Raw genomic sequence first — 15,392 nt, forward strand, 5'->3', positions numbered from 1 at the left:
GGAACGACCGGTGTTCACACAACTTAACCCGACCATACCGCTGCACGTGCTGGGCAAGGGCGATGGTTACGCCATCGGCATGATTGATTACGGGCAGGAACATAACCTGATCTGGGTTACCGCGCTTGATGAATCAGGCGAAATCTGGTGCGCGCCCAATCACAAGGTCCGTCTGGGCAAGAACTGGACGATGGGGCGTGCGGAAAGCAGCCTGATTACCGAAGACAAGCGTGCCGCCAGTGAAAATGCCGCAGCGGACACGCACACTTCAGTTCAGAGCCCAGCCTTGCGCAGCGCCTGATCGAGGTCTTCGATCAGGTCATCGGGATCTTCCAGCCCCACGTTCAGGCGCAACATGCCTTCGCCCACGCCCATATCGGCGCGGGTTTCTGGACCAACGCCATAATGGGTGGTGGATGCCGGATGGCACATCAGGCTGCGCGAATCACCGATGTTGTTTGAAATATCAATCAGTTCCAGCGCGTCGAGCAAGGCGTGGGCCTGTTCCAGTCCGCCATCCAGGTGGAATGACAGGATCGTTCCGCCCGCCTTCATCTGCTTTTTGGCCAGATCAAACTGCGGGTGGCTGGGCAGCCACGGATAAAGCAGGCGCGGCACACGCGGTTCGATGAAGCTTGCCACCTTCATCGCATTTTCGCTTTGCCGGTGAATGCGCAAGTCGAGCGTTTCCAGCCCCTTGAGCACAACCCATGCGTTGAACGCGGCGATGTTCGGTCCGGTGTTGCGCTGGAACGGCAGCAGCACATTGTTGATGAACTCTGCCGATCCGCACACCGCGCCTGCCATCACGCGGCCTTGCCCGTCCATCATCTTGGTGGCGGAATAGGCGACAACGTCTGCGCCAAAATCCATCGGGCGTTGCAGCGCTGCAGTGGCAAAGGCATTGTCGACAACGGTGGTGATGCCGTGGCGCTTGGCCAGCGCGCAGACGAATTCCAGATCGACAATGTCCATCGTCGGGTTGGCAGGGCTTTCAAAGAAGAACACTTTGGTATTGGGGCGGATTGCCGCCTCCCATGCCGCATTGTCCGAAGCATCGATGGTGGTGCCTTCGATGCCGAAACGCGGCAGCAGGTTGTCCACCAGCCAGCGGCACGAACCGAACGCGGCCTTTGCCGCAACGATGTGGTCACCTGCGGAAAGCTGGCACAACAGGGCGGTGGTCATCGCGGCCATGCCGGTGGCCTGCGTGCGGCAGGCTTCTGCCCCTTCCATCAGGGCGATGCGCTCTTCCAGCATCTGCACCGTGGGGTTTTGCAGGCGCGAATAGGTCATGCCCTCTGCCTCGCCGGCAAAGCGCGCGGCGACCGTAGCGGCATTGTCGTAAGCAAAGCCCGATGTCAGAAACAGCGCTTCGGATGTTTCACCCATTTCTGACCGCCACGTGCCGCCACGGATGGCTTGCGTTGCGGGGCGCCAGTTACGGGTGATCGAGCGGTCTTGGCCAGTGGTGCGTTTCATGGATACTGCCTTAGTTTCGCATGAGTTGACACGCAAGCGGCGGGATTGCGCAGATTGTGCCCTCCGCCTATTCGTGGCGGCGCATGACCGCCTTCACGCTCCCCCGCATCGACCATCCCCGCCATGACCAGCGCGACCCTGCAAGGTGGTGCGCGATTATTGCGGGCGCATTCTTCCTGCTGGTCATGCACCGGCTTGGCATTCCGTCCGAGCCGATGTTTGATGAAATCCACTATCTGCCCGCTGCGCGCCGGTTGATTGATCTTTCCGCGCGGCTCAATCCCGAACATCCCCTGGTCGGCAAGCAGTTGATTGCGTGGTCGATGCAAGTGTTCGGTGATAATCCCATGGGTTGGCGCTTTCCGTCTGCGCTGCTTGGCAGCATCGGCCTGTGGGCCATGATGCGGGCGATCTGGTGGGCGAGCCTCTCGCGTACCGCCACGGTTCTTTTCGGGCTGCTGCTGGCGACCGATTTCATCTGGTTCATGATGTCGCGCATCGCCTTGCTGGATATGGCGATGGCCGGTTTCATGGCGCTGGCGGTGTGGCAATGGGCGCTGGCATGGCGCAACCCTTCGGGCAAGGTCTGGGCGGCACGACTTCATCTGATGTTGACGGGCCTGTTCCTTGGCATTTCGCTTGGGGGCAAGTGGAACGGCGCGCTGCTGGTGCCGCTGCCGGGGCTGCTGTTTGCGTTGAACCGTTGGCAGGCGTTGAAGGACCGCCGCATGGGCCTGCTGTGGGCCTCGTCAGGGGCGGGGCCCGTGCCCGGCGTTTCGTTGATCGAGGCAGCGTTATGGCTGGGTGTGGTGCCGGTGCTGGCCTATTTCGTCACGTTCCTGCCCGCGTTCTTTTACAAGGTTGATCCACTGACGGTGGACAGGCTGATTTCGTGGCAGGAGTATATGCTCCAGCTTCAGGACAGCGTCAAAAAGCCGCACAATTACATGAGCCAGTGGTGGCAGTGGGTGCTGAACATTCGCCCGATATGGTTTCTGTATGAAAACATTGATGGCGCGCAGCGCGGGGTGCTGATGCTGGGCAATCCGTTTACGATGCTGGCGGGATTGCCGGCGCTGGGTTTCTGCCTGTGGGATGGCCTGAAACGCCGCGAAGGGCATGGGGACAGCTTACGCTTGCTGGTTGTGGCGGCCTATATCCTGCTTGTCGGCTTCTGGGCGATCAATGGCAAGCCGGTGCAGTTTTACTACCACTATATGCTTGCGAGTTGCTTCCTGATTGCCGCGCTGGCGCTGGTTCTGGCTGAATGGTGGGACCTGGGGCTGCGTTGGCCCGCCAAAGTCACGCTGGTTTTGGCATTCGGCATTGCCATCGGGTTCTACCCGATCATTTCAGCCGCCGAACTGCCGAGAAGCAATTCGTTTCTGGATTACACATGGCTGGATAGCTGGAAGTAGGTCAGTATTTGCCCCAGACGAAGCGTGATGACAGCGCGAAGTTCCAGACCGAGCCGAGCACGATCCCGACGATCACCGCGATCACTGCTGGGAAGCCGATGGTTTTGAGCACGGCGGCCGAGCCGATGTTGGTGAGCAGGCCGAGCGAGCAGGTGAGGGCGAATTGCGCCCAGCCGCGCATGATCGGCCCAGCGCCGCGCAGGCGCTTGTCCGAATAGGTCAGTTCGTTGTTCAGGATGAAGTTGAACGTCATTGCGATGATGGCAGCAAGGGTGTTTGCGGTATTGAACGTCGCACTTTCCGACCAGTTGCCATAGACGAAGCGTTCACCTGCGATCAGTTTGAGCAGCACCCACAGTGCGCCCAACTGGACCACAACGCCCATGGCGCCGACCGTGCCGAACAGGGCAAAACGCGTGGGAATGATGCGGCCCAGCCACTTGTCGTAAAGGCCCACAAGAAATTCGAACACGACGGTCTGGTCCAGTTTGCTTTCGCCTTCGGCGCGGGCGGCGAAGTGGAGGGGGAATTCCTTGACCTTTAGCGGACGGTCAACCGTTGCCAGAATATCCAGCAGGATCTTGAAGCCCACGCCCGAAAGGCGGTGCGCATCGGCGCGCAAAGTATCGGCGCGGATCATGAAGTAGCCGCTCATCGGGTCGGACAATTCGACCCCGGTGACTTTGTTGGCGATGCGGTTGGCAAGGCCCGACGCCTTGACGCGGTCAGGGCGGCCCCATGCTTCGGTGCTGGCCCCTTCGGCAAAGCGCGAGGCATAGGCGAGGTCATATTCGCCGCCTTCAACCGCTGCGAGCATTTGCGGCAATAGAGCGGGATCATGCTGCTGGTCCGCGTCCATTACCGCCACGATGGGGGCGGCGGTGGCGCACATGCCTTCGATCGCGGCAGAGGCCAGCCCGCGCCGTCCGATGCGTTCAATCACGCGGATGCGCGGATCGTCGAGCGAGATGCGACGCGCTTCATCGGCCGTGCCATCGGGGCTGTTGTCGTCAACGAAGATCGCTTCCCAGGCAACGCCTTGCAACGCTGCGTCAAGACGCGCGACCATGGGCGCGATATTGGCCCGTTCGCGATAGGTCGGAAGGATTACGGCAAGTTGTAGCATGTGCGCTGGCCCTTAGAGCCTTGCAAGCACCGCGTCACCAACTTCGTTGGTTCCCGCCGTTCCGCCAAGGTCACGGCCCAACACGCCATCGGCCAAAGTCTTGGCAACGGCGGCTTCAATCCGGTCAGCCTCAGCGCCAAGGCCCAGCGAATGGCGCAGCAGCATGGACGCCGAAAGGATTGTCGCCATCGGGTTGGCAAGGCCTTGTCCGGCGATGTCGGGTGCTGATCCGTGGATGGGTTCGTACAGGCCGAAGGTGCCATGTTCGGTCTGGCGTTCACCCAGCGACGCAGAGGCGAGCAGGCCGATAGAGCCGACGCACATCGAGGCTTGGTCTGACAGGATATCGCCGAACAGATTACCCGTCAGTACGACGTCGAACTTGCCGGGCGCTCGCACCAGTTGCATGGCAGCATTGTCCACATACATGTGTTCAAGCGCCACTTCGGGGTATTCTTTTGCCACCTCGATGACGACATCGCGCCATAGCTGGCTTGTTTCCAGCACGTTCGCTTTATCAACCGAGCACAGGCGTTTTGCGCGGCCCATGGCGGTGCGGAAAGCGACGTGGGCGATGCGGCGCACTTCACTTTCGTTATAAGACATAACGTCATAACCTTCGCGGTCGCCGTTGGCGGCGGTGCGGAAGCCCTTTTCGCCGAAGTACACATCTCCGTTCAACTCGCGTACGATAACCATATCGATTGCGCCAGCCACTTCAGGGCGCAAGGCGGAGTGGCCTTCGAGGCCCGCAAAGACTTTGGCGGGGCGCAAGTTTGCAAACAAGGTCAATGCTTTGCGCAGGCCAAGGATGGCCTGCTCCGGCCGCAGATGGCGTTCCAGCGAATCGCAGTCAGGATCACCTACCGCGCCAAACAGGATGCCATCGGAAGCGCGTGCAATTTCCAGCGTTTCGGGCGGAAGCGGGTGGCCGTGCGCCTTGTAGGCAACGCCGCCGACCAGAGCCGAGGTCATTTCGATGCCTTCGATGCCCAGAGCCTCGATCACGCGCACAGCTTGAGCCGTTACTTCAGGACCGATGCCATCGCCCGGCAGAACTGCAATCTTCATGAAAAACCCCTTAGCCCGTCTCGCTTATGCGCCGCAGCCGATCCAGCAGAATCGCGCGGGCCCCCATAACATCGCCCGCCCGTTCGGCAAGCAGGCGGTTGCCGATTGCCTTGCCCTGCCGTTCAAGGCGCAACAGCAAATCGGGCCACGCTTCTTCGGGCGGGGGGGCGGGCGTTGCGCCATAGCCAACCTCGCGCAGCAGCAGGACTTCGTATCCGGCGAGCGCACGCGCCCAGCCCCGCGCCGAGGGCGCATGGCAAATGGCATCAAGCAAAGCGCCAAGCCCTTGATACAGCGGGGGATAGGAATGGCCTTCGGGAAGGCTTGCGGCGGTTAAGGCGCAGGCCCAACTGATGCCTGCACTGGGCAGGGGTTCCGAAAGCCAGGGGCCACGGCTTGATACCAGTTCCAACCGCGCCGAGGGCAATTGCGAGGCCGTCCGCGCGCGCACTTCGACCTCCAAAAGGTTGCCCGGGATCAGCAGAGGCCGTAATTCGCGCCCGCGCGCACCGGCCACGTAGGCAGCGGCGAGACCATGGTCAGCGGTGAGCAAACGCACGATAGCCCCGGTTTCACCGTGGGGGCGTGAAGCACAAAGGATGGCGGGCGCGCGGATCAGCATTTGAGTGGCTAAGGCTCTGCGCGATTATGTCCCCTCGGGCAAGCAGGCATAAAGTTGCATAAGATTATTGGAACGCGCGGCGATGTGCGTTAGTTTGGAGGGCATGAAGCAGCTCTTCCAGCATGCCGCAATCACGGACGGGGTGACAGTTCGCGTCGCCGTGAATTTCCTGCCCGAACAATCGCGTGTCGAGGCGGGCAAATGGTTCTGGGTCTATCACATCCGGATCGAGAACGAATCGGACCAGCCTATCCAGTTGATTTCGCGCCATTGGCGCATCACCGACGGACGGGGGGTAATCAACTTTGTTGATGGTGACGGGGTGGTGGGCGAACAGCCCGTACTCAATCCCGGCCAATCGCATGATTACGTCTCGGGCTGTCCGCTGGGCACGCACCATGGCAGTATGGAAGGGCATTACACCATGCAGCGCGCCGATGGCGGCCTGTTTGATGTGGCGATACCCTTCTTTCCTCTGGCGGCACCGGCTCCTGCGAACTAACGCCAGCAGGATATGAAAAGCCGGACATGAAACGTACACACCTTCCTTTGAACGGCCTGCGCGTGTTGGATGCAGCCGCGCGTCATCTGTCGTTCACCCGCGCTGCGGATGAACTGGCGGTAACGCCTGCGGCCGTCGGCCAGCAAATCCGCGCGCTGGAAGACTTGCTGGGCGTAGTGCTGTTCCGCCGCACGTCGAAGGGGCTCGAACTGACGGATGAGGCGCTGTCGGGCCTTGATGCGATCCGCGAAGGCTTTTTGCGGTTCGAAGAAGGCGTTCAGGCGATGCAGGCTGGCCAATCCAGCCACGTCTACACCATCGCCTGCCCGCGCGATTTCTTTGCGGCATGGCTCTCCCCCCGGTTGGCCGCGTTCCGGGCGGGCAACCCGCAAATGCGCTTTTCGCTGGTGGGCGGCGATGCCGATATCGACTTTACCGAGGCGAACCTTGATCTTGCCGTACGCTGGGCCGAAGGGCCGGGCGACCTTGAAGGCATAGAATTGGGCGCGCCCCTGATGGTCACGATCGCGGCACCTGACGCAGCCGATGATTGCGCTTGGATCGGCTGGCCGGGTGACCCGGCTCCGGGCGGCGGCGATGTCGGTTTCTCGGTCGGTGATGCTGGCACCGCGATCAGCGCGGCAAGGGCCGGACTGGGACGCGCCCATGTGCCTTATCAGTTGGCCGAGGCCCCGCTTGCTGCGGGACGGATCGTTGCCATAGGAGAGCCTGAGCGGTCACGGCGCGGCTACTGGCTGATCGCGCCGCTCCCGCAATGGCGGCAAAAAAAGGTAAAGGCGTTGGTGGCAGCACTCTCGGCCTGACGCTGGTTTCGCGACTGCACAAATTTAACTTGTTTTCGGGTCGCTGCATTACTCCATATTAACTTCGACCTTTTACTGCTCCTCCGATGGGGACGAGCCACCTATATGCCGATGCACTTGCCGGGCCGAAGCGACTGGCTGTAAACGTGCGCCGTGGCCTTGGCGGGCGTTGGGCTCAGCGCAAAGGTGACAGCTTTACAAAAGCTTATGCTGTCAATCTATCGCACCGTTTGCCGCTTCTCTATCTTGTTGTGGTGTTCAATTGTGTGCTCATGGCGCTGCGCTTCCAAAGCCTGACACCGGTCTGGATTTGGTTATTCGGCCCTGTCGCAATTGGCGGCTTTGCAATTTGGCGGGCATATTACTGGCTACCGCAGCGCGTGGCAGCGCGATCACTGGCAACTTTACGCCATGATTTGGGCGGAATGAGCTGGCTTGGCGCGGCTTCGGCCTTCCTGTTCGCGCTTTGGGCGATGACTTTGAGCAATTATGGCGATGATTCCGCCCAGTCGTTCATTCATTACATTATTGCCGTCACGCTGTTCTCCGGAGTGCTGGGGCTGGGGCATGCGCCGCTTACCGCGCTGCGGATTGCATTTGCGATTACGTTTCCGACATCGGTGCAAACCTTGCTCAGCGGTCATCCCAATGCTTTGGAAGTGGTGCTTGTCCAGACCGTAGTGACCGCGCTCTTGCTGTTGATCACCAATGGGCATCACCGCGATTTCGTAAAGCTTGAATTGTCGCGCCAACGTCTGGTGCGGCGTGAACGGCAAGCGGCACTGCTTGCTAAAGACAACATGCTGCAAGCGACGGTTGATCCGTTGACAGGCGCGTTGAACCGCCGTGCGATTCTGGCGCGGCTGGAAACCGAGCTTGCCGGAAAACACACCGGTCCTGCGGCAGCCTGGCTAGCCTTGATTGACCTTGATGGCTTCAAACATATCAACGACACGTATGGGCATGCCGCAGGTGATACGGTGCTTGCCGCCATTGCCTCGCGTCTTGCCGTTGTAGAGCGCGTCAGAAGTTTTGGCAGGCTTGGCGGCGATGAATTTGCGATCATCCTTGATGCGGATCTTGATGAAGAGTCGGTTCGCACCCTTGCCAATGATTTGTCCGATGCGCTGCGGGCACCGGTGATTCATGGCAACGCGGTGTTGCGGCTTTCAGGGTCCATCGGGGTGCATCGCGTGGCCGGGCGCAGCGCCAGCGATTGTCTGGAACGGGCGGACGCCGCGCTTTACAAAGCCAAAGAGCAATCAGACGGCACTGTTGTTGTGTTCAGCCCGGATGATGAGACGGAGTTGCTGCAACGCGCCGCGATTACGCGGCAATTCAATGATTCCGATCTGGAACAGCGGATTAAGCTGCTTTATCAGCCGATCATCGACATTGGCAGCAATCACGTCACCGGGTTCGAAGCGTTCGCGCGGTGGAGCCCGGATGGTGAACGCTGGCTTTCACCGGGACAATTCATGTCGCTTGCGGTGGCCACCGGACGCACGGGTGAAATGACCCGCATGGTCCTGGCACGGGCCTTGTCTGAATGCCGGACGTGGGAGCAGGGCCGCACTCTGTCGATCAACCTTGCACCGCGTGATGTGATGCGCGCTGGTACGCCTGATGTGCTGGCGCAGTTGGTCGAAGAAGCAGGGGCACCGCCGCATTCGATCATTCTTGAAGTTACAGAGCGCGCGTTGATTGATGATCCCAAGCGCGCCGAGGCGCAATTGAAGGCGTTCCGCGCCCGTGGCTTCCGCATCGCGCTCGATGATTTCGGTGCCGGCTGGTCAAGCCTCAGCCAGGTTCACAGCCTGCCGCTTGATATCATCAAGATCGATCAGGCCTTGTCGCGCGCGCTTGCCAATGATCCCGGCGCGCGTGCCCTGGTCAGCAGCATCGTCTCGCTTACCTGGCAATTGGGCATCGATTGCACGATTGAGGGTGTTGAGGACGAAGCGCAGGCAGAAACAGCGCGATCCTTGGGTGTGCGGCTGATGCAAGGCTACCACTTTGGCCATCCTGCACCTGCGGCACAAGCCATGGCCAGCCTTGTCAGCGCAAACACCAACGCTGCTTAGACCCTGACCTTAGTGCTCAAACACCACGGGACGGGGTGTGCCGGGGGGATGGATACGCCGGAACAGCTTGCCCCTTTCACTGAACAGCACAAACAGCAAACTGATGATGCCTGCTGCCAATAGCCCGATGGCAAGCGGATGGGCAGTGCCGTTATAGGCTTGTCCGATGACGATCCCGATCACTGATCCGATGACCGTCCGCAAGAATGCCTGTACCGAACTGGCAGATCCTGCGGTGCGTTCAAACGGTTGCAGTGCGATGGAATTGAAGTTGGCACCGATGAAGCCGATCAGGATCATATTGGCAATCATCAATGGCATGAATTGCCACAAAGTTTGATCCGGCCAGCTTGAGACCCAAGTTTGAATGGCGCTGATCAAGATGAACACAAACACTGCGGTGTGAGAAACGCGGCGCGCGCCAAACCGTTCAACGATGCGCGAATTTGAGAAGTTGGCGATTGCCATCATCAGAGCGGAAAGGCCGAACAACAGCGGAAACATTGTACCGGCGCCAAAGCGTTCGCCCACCAGTTGTTGCGAACAATTGACGTAACCGATCAGCGCCCCGAACGTCAGCGCGCCACCCATGACATAGCCGATCGAGGCGCGGTTGGTGGCCGCGCCGATCATGTTTGCGGCGATTGAACCCAACCGGATGGGCTGCCGGAATTCAGGTCGGAGCGTTTCGGGCAGGCGGATGGCCACCCAAGCGGCCATGATGCAACCCATTGCCGCCAAAAACACGAAGATCCAGCGCCACCCGGCAAAGAGCAGCACGAATTGTCCGATACTGGGAGCCAGCATGGGCACGACCAGAAACACGACCGATATGATCGACATCTGTTTGGCCATCTGATCGCCCGAAAAGCGATCACGGATTATCGCAGCAGGCAACACGGCAAGGCCACCGCATCCGACGGCTTGCAAAATTCGCATCCCCAACAGCATGTCAAAGTCGGTGACCAATCCACAGCCAAGCGAAAACAGCACATAAAGGCCGATGCAGCCAAGAAGAATTGGCCGCCGCCCATATCGGTCGGCCAGAGATCCGGGCAAAAGCGAGGCAAAGCCTGAGGCCAGAAGAAATGCACCCACAACCAATTGTCGTTCATTAGGGTCGGGTACCGACAAGTCTGTGGCGATGTCGCCCAGCGCCGGAAGCATCGCGTCAACGGCAAGCGCCTGTAGCGCCATTGTCAATGCCATCATCGCAATGGTTTCGCGCGCTCCCATTGTGCGCACGCGGGTCGGAACGTCAGGGTCGCTTAAAGCCATTTTTGCCATTTGGACCAGAATGATAGGGAATCCCACCCTTTATGTTGCGCTGCGATAAGCGCTAGGATGCGACAATGGTCACCGTTGCCGATACATTTCCCCGCGATAGCGAACCGGACCGTACCGCAATTGGCCTGCGCAAAGTGATCCACGTTGATATGGACGCGTTCTTCGCCAGTGTTGAGCAGCGCGATGATCCTTCCTTGCGTGGCAAGCCCGTGGCCGTTGGGGGATCATCCGACCGCGGGGTTGTGGCAGCGGCAAGTTACGAGGCACGCGTATTTGGCGTTCGTTCTGCCATGCCTTCTGTGCGGGCCGCAAAGCTGTGCCCGGACCTGATATTTTGCAGGCCAAGGTTCGAGGTGTATAAAGCCGTTTCGCAACAGATCCGCGCCATTTTCCTTGATTACACACCGCACGTTGAGCCGCTGTCGCTTGATGAGGCCTATCTTGATGTGACCGACGATGTGCGCGGGATCGGTTCGGCCACGCGTATTGCCGAATTGATCCGCAAGCGCATCCGCGCCGATACCGGCCTTACGGCCAGTGCCGGTGTTTCCTACAACAAATTCCTTGCCAAGATCGCCAGTGACCAGAACAAGCCCGATGGCCTGTGCGTGATCCGTCCGGGTGATGGGGCGCACTTTGTCGCCACTTTGCCCATCCGTCGCTTCCACGGTATCGGCCCGCGCGGTGCGGACAAGATGGCAGCTCTGGGCATCGCAACCGGCGGCGATTTGCGCGATAAAAGCCTTGCTTTCCTGCGTGAAAACTTCGGTTCCCAAGCAGATTACTTGTATCGGGCGGCCCGTGGCATCGATTTGCGGCAGGTCAAGGCGGATCGTCCGCGCAAATCGGTGGGCGGGGAACGCACCTTTGAACGCGATATCTCTTCGGGCAGCGCGTTGCGTGATACGCTGGAAAACATCATCGAAATCGTGTGGGAGCGCATTGAACGCAGCGGTTCAAGCGGACGCACGGTGACGCTGAAGCTGAAGTTCAACGATTTCACCCCGCTTACCCGCGCCCGGTCACTTTCGCGCGCAGTGGCCAACAAAGCAGAGTTTGCCGACATCGCCCGCGCCCTGCTCGACGCGCAATTGCCCTTGCCCAAACCGGTCCGTTTGATGGGATTAACCCTGTCCGCGCTGGAGGGAGAAGAGCCTGAGCATCCAGTCGAAACCATAGCGCTTTCGGCCGGTCAGACCGAACTGCCGTTCTGATGGTCAAGCCATATGGCAATCATGTCCTGCGCTGGTTTGCTGGTAGGATGGGGCAGTGCGCGGGGATCAAAGAACCGGGCTGCGGCAATCTCTCGCCCATCCGGTTTCGGGGTATCGGTGGTTGTGCCTGACACCAGTTCGATGACATTGGTCCAGGTTCCCCAGTCAAGCGTCAGCGTTTCGATATGACGGGCGAAATCGAGTGTGCAGCCTACCTCCTCGGCCAATTCGCGGCAGGCGGCCTCAAGCAGGCTTTCGCCTTTGTCCAAGCCGCCGCCCGGCAGCATCCAAAGTTCCTGCAGGTGGTAACTGTGCCGAACCAAAAGGATTTGCCCGCAATCATTGGATGCAATCACATTGCATCCACGAACGAGCTTGCCGGTAAGCCGCCACCACCGCAGCCGGGCACCATGGGCAATGCGCAAGACTTGTCGATGAAGTGGGCCGGGAAGGGAATTCAGCATAAGTGCATGATGGGCGTAGGCAGACGTATTGTCATCCACCGCGTTGTCGGTCATCACATGGCAAGTCGCAAACCTGCTGTCACACTGCGGTAGTAAATCGCTGCTTGAGCAAGATAATGCACAGGGCGCGTGCTCGGCATTTGTGAATCGGCTTGGGCAGGGTATGCCTGCGGCCTTGAAGGGAAATCGCACGTGGGATTCGGGGGGAAGAGGCTGGCGTTACCGGGGATTCGCCCGGCATTGCCACCACTGCACGATGTGCTGTGGTGGGCATTGGCCTCGCTGATTGCCCTGCTTGCGGCTGCGCTTTTCTGGGCTGTTATCACGCCTGTTTCACCGCTGGGCGCATGGCGACCGGCGGGAATCCGTGAAATGACGCCCTCTGCCCGCGCCGCCCTTTTCGCCAGCATGGATCCATTCAACCGGACCCCGCCTGTTGCCGAAACGGCACAGCAAGGCGCTGTGACTGCGCTTGCGCTGACGCTGTTTGCCACCCGTTCAACCCCGGGCGGTGGCGGTAGTGCGATTATTGCAGGTGCCGATGGTGTGCAGAATGTCTATCGCACCGGCGCGGAAGTGCAGCCGGGCGTGACATTGGCAGGTGTTGCGTTTGATCACGTTGAATTGTCACGCAATGGCGCGCGCGAATTGCTTTATCTTGATCAATCTGCGCCAGCGCCCGACGCGCAAGGCGTGGTGGCCGCCAATCCCGTCGCGGTGCCGCCCGGTGGTGTTTCAAGCTCTGGTGGCGTAAGCGTTGCCGGTTTGCGCAGTGGCGTGAATTTTGGTCCAAAGGCAGAGGGCGGCAAGATTGTCGGTCTTGAAGTTCTTTCATCAGGCGACGGCGCGGTGTTCAGCGCTGCCGGATTTCAATCGGGTGATGTGATCACTGCGGTCGATGGAAAACCGATCAGCGGCCCGGGTGATGCCGCCATGCTTTCGGGCGCGCTGCGTCCGGGGGCTTCGATAACGGTCACCGTTAAACGGGGTGACCGCCAGCTTCCTCTCGCGATAACATTGGTTCCATGAAACTGCGCATGTTCTCTTGTTCAAAGATGCTCCTCGGAGCCGCCGTTCTGGCCCTTGCGACCCCGCAAGTGGCGTGGGCGCAATACACGCTTAACGTGCGCGATGCCGATGTGCGGGCGTTTGTCGCCGATGCCGCAGAGGTGACCGGCCGCACGTTCATCGTCGACGGGCGGGTGCAGGCAAAGATCAGCGTAGTCTCTGACCGTCCGCTGAGCCGGTCAGAATACTTCGAGGTGTTCCTCTCTACCCTGCGCGCCAATGGCTTGGTGGCGGTGCCAACCGGCAACGGTGCGTTCCGCATCCAGCCATCTGATGGCGCGGCCACCAATCCGACGCGGATGGGCAGCCGGGGGGCTGCACAAAGCCAGATGGTGACCGAGGTCATTCGCCTCAAAACCATCGACGCTGCCCAAGCCGTAGAGACGCTGCGCCCGTTGATCAGCCGCGAAGGATCGCTGACGGCGAACAAATCAGGCAATTCGCTGGTGGTGGTGGATTACGCCGACAACATGCGCCGCATCCGGTCGTTGGTGGCAACGATCGATAGCGACAATACGACCAGCCAGACGATCATGCTTGATCACGCCGGCGCACGCGAGATTGCGACTGCACTTACCCAGCTTGTGCCAGCTTCGGGGGAGGGTGGACGCTCTCCGGCGACGGTTGTTGCGGTAGACAGCGCAAACGCCATCCTGATGCGCGGTGACGCAAGCACGCTGTCCAAAATGGCGGCGATGGCGCGGCAACTGGATGCCAAGGCGGCGCTCGGCGGTGAAATCAAGGTCATCTGGCTCGACTATGCTGATTCTGCCGCGCTGGTGCCGGTGCTTGAGCGGTTGATTGGCGGACAAGGCGGGGGCGAGGTCGCTTCGGCCAGTGCAGCGCCCGTTTCGCTGGGGGGTGTGGGCGGCAACGCTACGTCCAATGCCGGAACACAGGGCAGCACGGGACCATCTGCCGGAACCGGTGGAACATCAACCAGCCCGATTGGCGCAACGTCTGGCGGCCTTGGCAATGGGCCGATCAAGCTTGCCAACGGGCGCGGTAATGCCACGATTACCCGGTATCCGGGCGCCAACGCGATCATCATCGCAGCGCCTGCCGATGAACTGCGCCGTTTGGGCGAGGTGATCCGCCAGCTTGACGTGCCACAAGAGCAAGTTCTGGTTGAAGCGATCATCGTTGAGATTTCAAACGACGTGGCGCGCGAATTGGGTGTGCAGATGCTGTTCGGCGGCAAGGACAAGCCGTTTGCGGTGACCAATTATTCCAACAGTTCGCCCAATATCATCGACATCGTAGGCGGGCTTCTGGCCGACAATCTAAACCAGACGACCACGGTGGTGAACGGGGCCACGGTCACGACCACCACTAACAGCGGAGCAGGCGATCTGTTGACTCAGAACGCGGCGAGCAAAGTCCTGGCGGCGCGGGGGGCCTTTTCGGGCTTCCTGACCGAGTTGAGCAAGGATACGTATCTCGGCGCGATCATCAATGCGGTGCAGACCGACCGGAATTCCAATATCCTGTCGACCCCGCATATCACGACCAACAACAACGTCCCCGCTTCGATCCTGTTTGGCCAGGAAATCCCCGTTTCAACGGGCGAGGCGCTTTCGGGTGGCAATTTCAACGATACATTCCGCACGGTTACACGCCAGAACGTCGGCATCGAACTGGATGTTACCCCGCAAATCAACGCTGGCAACATGGTGCGGCTGGATTTACGGCAGGAAGTGTCCTCGGTAGCAGGACCTGTTGCGCGGGGGTCGAGCGATCTGATCGTCAATAAGCGCGAGATCAAAACGACAGTTACCGTTGGTGACCGCGAGATCGTGGCGCTCGGCGGTTTGCTTGACGACAATGAAAGCCGCACTCTGCAAAAAGTGCCGTTCCTGGGCGATATCCCAGTGCTTGGTGAATTGTTCAAATCACGCGGGCGTAGCCGGGTCAAGACCAACCTGATGGTGTTTATCCGCCCAACAATCTTGCGCAATGCCAACGACCGCGCGGTTCTTGCATCACGGCGCTATGGCATTGTGCGGAACGCCCAGATCAACTTTGATCCCAAGCGCGAGCCCGGGATTGATGAACTGATCGTCGATTATATGGGGGCAACATTGCCTGCCGCGCCTCAACCCGAAGTGGCCGCACTGAATGCAGGCGATACGCTGATCCGGCCACGCCCTGTCATCAAGCCTCTGGAGCAAGTCGAGCTTCCGCCGAGCAGCGCGCAGAACTGATCCTATGGACGCCGCGCAAGACATCG

The 15,392-nt window shown here is 60.1% G+C and carries 14 protein-coding genes; 8 read left to right on the forward strand and 6 right to left on the reverse strand.

The window, feature by feature from the left end; genetic code table 11:
* Positions 1-10 precede the first annotated feature (10 nt).
* The gene (locus B7Y89_RS12090) at positions 11-301 is read left to right on the forward strand and encodes a hypothetical protein (RefSeq protein ID WP_292938758.1); all 291 of its coding nucleotides are present in this window, start codon (positions 11-13) and stop codon (positions 299-301) included.
* Here B7Y89_RS12090 and B7Y89_RS12095 read toward each other — a convergent pair.
* Positions 274-1,482, reverse strand: coding sequence for an aminotransferase class I/II-fold pyridoxal phosphate-dependent enzyme (locus B7Y89_RS12095; RefSeq protein ID WP_292938759.1), 1,209 nt, complete (start codon positions 1,480-1,482; stop codon positions 274-276). The genes B7Y89_RS12090 and B7Y89_RS12095 overlap by 28 nt on opposite strands.
* A gap of 83 nt (positions 1,483-1,565) precedes the next feature.
* On the opposite strand from B7Y89_RS12095, the gene B7Y89_RS12100 reads away from it, so the two are divergent.
* The gene (locus tag B7Y89_RS12100) at positions 1,566-2,900 is read left to right on the forward strand and encodes a phospholipid carrier-dependent glycosyltransferase (RefSeq protein ID WP_292938760.1); all 1,335 of its coding nucleotides are present in this window, start codon (positions 1,566-1,568) and stop codon (positions 2,898-2,900) included.
* A 1-nt stretch (position 2,901) separates the two neighbouring features.
* On the opposite strand, the gene B7Y89_RS12105 is transcribed toward B7Y89_RS12100, so the two are convergent.
* From B7Y89_RS12105 to B7Y89_RS12115, 3 genes are read right to left on the reverse strand one after another with little or no spacing between them, the layout of a single operon-like run.
* Entirely contained in the window at positions 2,902-4,026 is a 1,125-nt protein-coding gene (locus B7Y89_RS12105) for a glycosyltransferase family 2 protein (protein ID WP_292938761.1), read from the reverse strand.
* A gap of 12 nt (positions 4,027-4,038) precedes the next feature.
* The gene (gene leuB / locus B7Y89_RS12110; protein ID WP_292938762.1) at positions 4,039-5,097 is read right to left on the reverse strand and encodes a 3-isopropylmalate dehydrogenase; all 1,059 of its coding nucleotides are present in this window, start codon (positions 5,095-5,097) and stop codon (positions 4,039-4,041) included.
* A gap of 10 nt (positions 5,098-5,107) precedes the next feature.
* Positions 5,108-5,719: a recombination protein O N-terminal domain-containing protein gene (locus B7Y89_RS12115; protein ID WP_292938763.1), complete on the reverse strand. Its 612-nt coding sequence runs from the start codon at positions 5,717-5,719 to the stop codon at positions 5,108-5,110.
* Between the two features lie 103 nt (positions 5,720-5,822).
* Here B7Y89_RS12115 and apaG point away from each other — a divergent pair, with 103 nt between their 5' ends.
* From apaG to B7Y89_RS12130, 3 genes are all read left to right on the forward strand, one after another.
* Positions 5,823-6,221: a Co2+/Mg2+ efflux protein ApaG gene (gene apaG / locus B7Y89_RS12120; RefSeq protein WP_292938764.1), complete on the forward strand. Its 399-nt coding sequence runs from the start codon at positions 5,823-5,825 to the stop codon at positions 6,219-6,221.
* A gap of 26 nt (positions 6,222-6,247) precedes the next feature.
* Positions 6,248-7,045 carry a LysR family transcriptional regulator gene (locus tag B7Y89_RS12125; RefSeq protein ID WP_292938765.1) on the forward strand — a complete coding sequence of 266 codons (798 nt, stop codon included), beginning with the start codon at positions 6,248-6,250 and terminating at the stop codon, positions 7,043-7,045.
* Between the two features lie 86 nt (positions 7,046-7,131).
* On the forward strand, positions 7,132-9,129 hold the full coding sequence (locus tag B7Y89_RS12130) for an EAL domain-containing protein (protein ID WP_292938766.1): 1,998 nt from the start codon (positions 7,132-7,134) through the stop codon (positions 9,127-9,129).
* 9 nt (positions 9,130-9,138) lie between these two features.
* Here the strand turns inward: B7Y89_RS12130 and B7Y89_RS12135 are convergent, their stop codons facing one another.
* Positions 9,139-10,407: a multidrug effflux MFS transporter gene (locus tag B7Y89_RS12135; protein WP_292938767.1), complete on the reverse strand. Its 1,269-nt coding sequence runs from the start codon at positions 10,405-10,407 to the stop codon at positions 9,139-9,141.
* A gap of 74 nt (positions 10,408-10,481) precedes the next feature.
* Between B7Y89_RS12135 and dinB the strand changes: the two genes are divergently transcribed.
* Positions 10,482-11,630: a DNA polymerase IV gene (gene dinB / locus B7Y89_RS12140; RefSeq protein ID WP_292938768.1), complete on the forward strand. Its 1,149-nt coding sequence runs from the start codon at positions 10,482-10,484 to the stop codon at positions 11,628-11,630.
* On the opposite strand, the gene B7Y89_RS12145 is transcribed toward dinB, so the two are convergent.
* Positions 11,609-12,148 carry an NUDIX domain-containing protein gene (locus tag B7Y89_RS12145; protein WP_292938769.1) on the reverse strand — a complete coding sequence of 180 codons (540 nt, stop codon included), beginning with the start codon at positions 12,146-12,148 and terminating at the stop codon, positions 11,609-11,611. The two genes, dinB and B7Y89_RS12145, sit on opposite strands and share 22 nt — an antisense overlap.
* Before the next feature lie 186 nt (positions 12,149-12,334).
* Here B7Y89_RS12145 and B7Y89_RS12150 point away from each other — a divergent pair, with 186 nt between their 5' ends.
* On the forward strand, positions 12,335-13,123 hold the full coding sequence (locus B7Y89_RS12150) for a type II secretion system protein N (protein ID WP_292938770.1): 789 nt from the start codon (positions 12,335-12,337) through the stop codon (positions 13,121-13,123).
* Positions 13,124-13,149: 26 nt separating this feature from the next.
* Complete coding sequence (gspD, locus tag B7Y89_RS12155) at positions 13,150-15,366, forward strand: type II secretion system secretin GspD (RefSeq protein WP_292938771.1); 2,217 nt, start codon at positions 13,150-13,152, stop codon at positions 15,364-15,366.
* Positions 15,367-15,392 lie beyond the last annotated feature (26 nt).

Origin of the sequence: Novosphingobium sp. 32-60-15, from assembly GCF_002280675.1 — a bacterium.
Lineage (GTDB): Bacteria > Pseudomonadota > Alphaproteobacteria > Sphingomonadales > Sphingomonadaceae > Novosphingobium.

What these genes read in the sequence shown, in the direction of transcription:
- B7Y89_RS12095 (WP_292938759.1), bottom strand. Translation starts at nt 1,482, where the DNA reads ATGAAACGCACCACTGGCCAAGACCGCTCGATCACCCGTAACTGGCGC.
- B7Y89_RS12100 (WP_292938760.1), top strand. Translation starts at nt 1,566, where the DNA reads ATGACCGCCTTCACGCTCCCCCGCATCGACCATCCCCGCCATGACCAG.
- B7Y89_RS12105 (WP_292938761.1), bottom strand. Translation starts at nt 4,026, where the DNA reads ATGCTACAACTTGCCGTAATCCTTCCGACCTATCGCGAACGGGCCAAT.
- leuB (WP_292938762.1), bottom strand. Translation starts at nt 5,097, where the DNA reads ATGAAGATTGCAGTTCTGCCGGGCGATGGCATCGGTCCTGAAGTAACG.
- B7Y89_RS12115 (WP_292938763.1), bottom strand. Translation starts at nt 5,719, where the DNA reads ATGCTGATCCGCGCGCCCGCCATCCTTTGTGCTTCACGCCCCCACGGT.
- apaG (WP_292938764.1), top strand. Translation starts at nt 5,823, where the DNA reads ATGAAGCAGCTCTTCCAGCATGCCGCAATCACGGACGGGGTGACAGTT.
- B7Y89_RS12125 (WP_292938765.1), top strand. Translation starts at nt 6,248, where the DNA reads ATGAAACGTACACACCTTCCTTTGAACGGCCTGCGCGTGTTGGATGCA.
- B7Y89_RS12130 (WP_292938766.1), top strand. Translation starts at nt 7,132, where the DNA reads ATGGGGACGAGCCACCTATATGCCGATGCACTTGCCGGGCCGAAGCGA.
- B7Y89_RS12135 (WP_292938767.1), bottom strand. Translation starts at nt 10,407, where the DNA reads ATGGCTTTAAGCGACCCTGACGTTCCGACCCGCGTGCGCACAATGGGA.
- dinB (WP_292938768.1), top strand. Translation starts at nt 10,482, where the DNA reads ATGGTCACCGTTGCCGATACATTTCCCCGCGATAGCGAACCGGACCGT.
- B7Y89_RS12145 (WP_292938769.1), bottom strand. Translation starts at nt 12,148, where the DNA reads ATGACCGACAACGCGGTGGATGACAATACGTCTGCCTACGCCCATCAT.
- gspD (WP_292938771.1), top strand. Translation starts at nt 13,150, where the DNA reads ATGCTCCTCGGAGCCGCCGTTCTGGCCCTTGCGACCCCGCAAGTGGCG.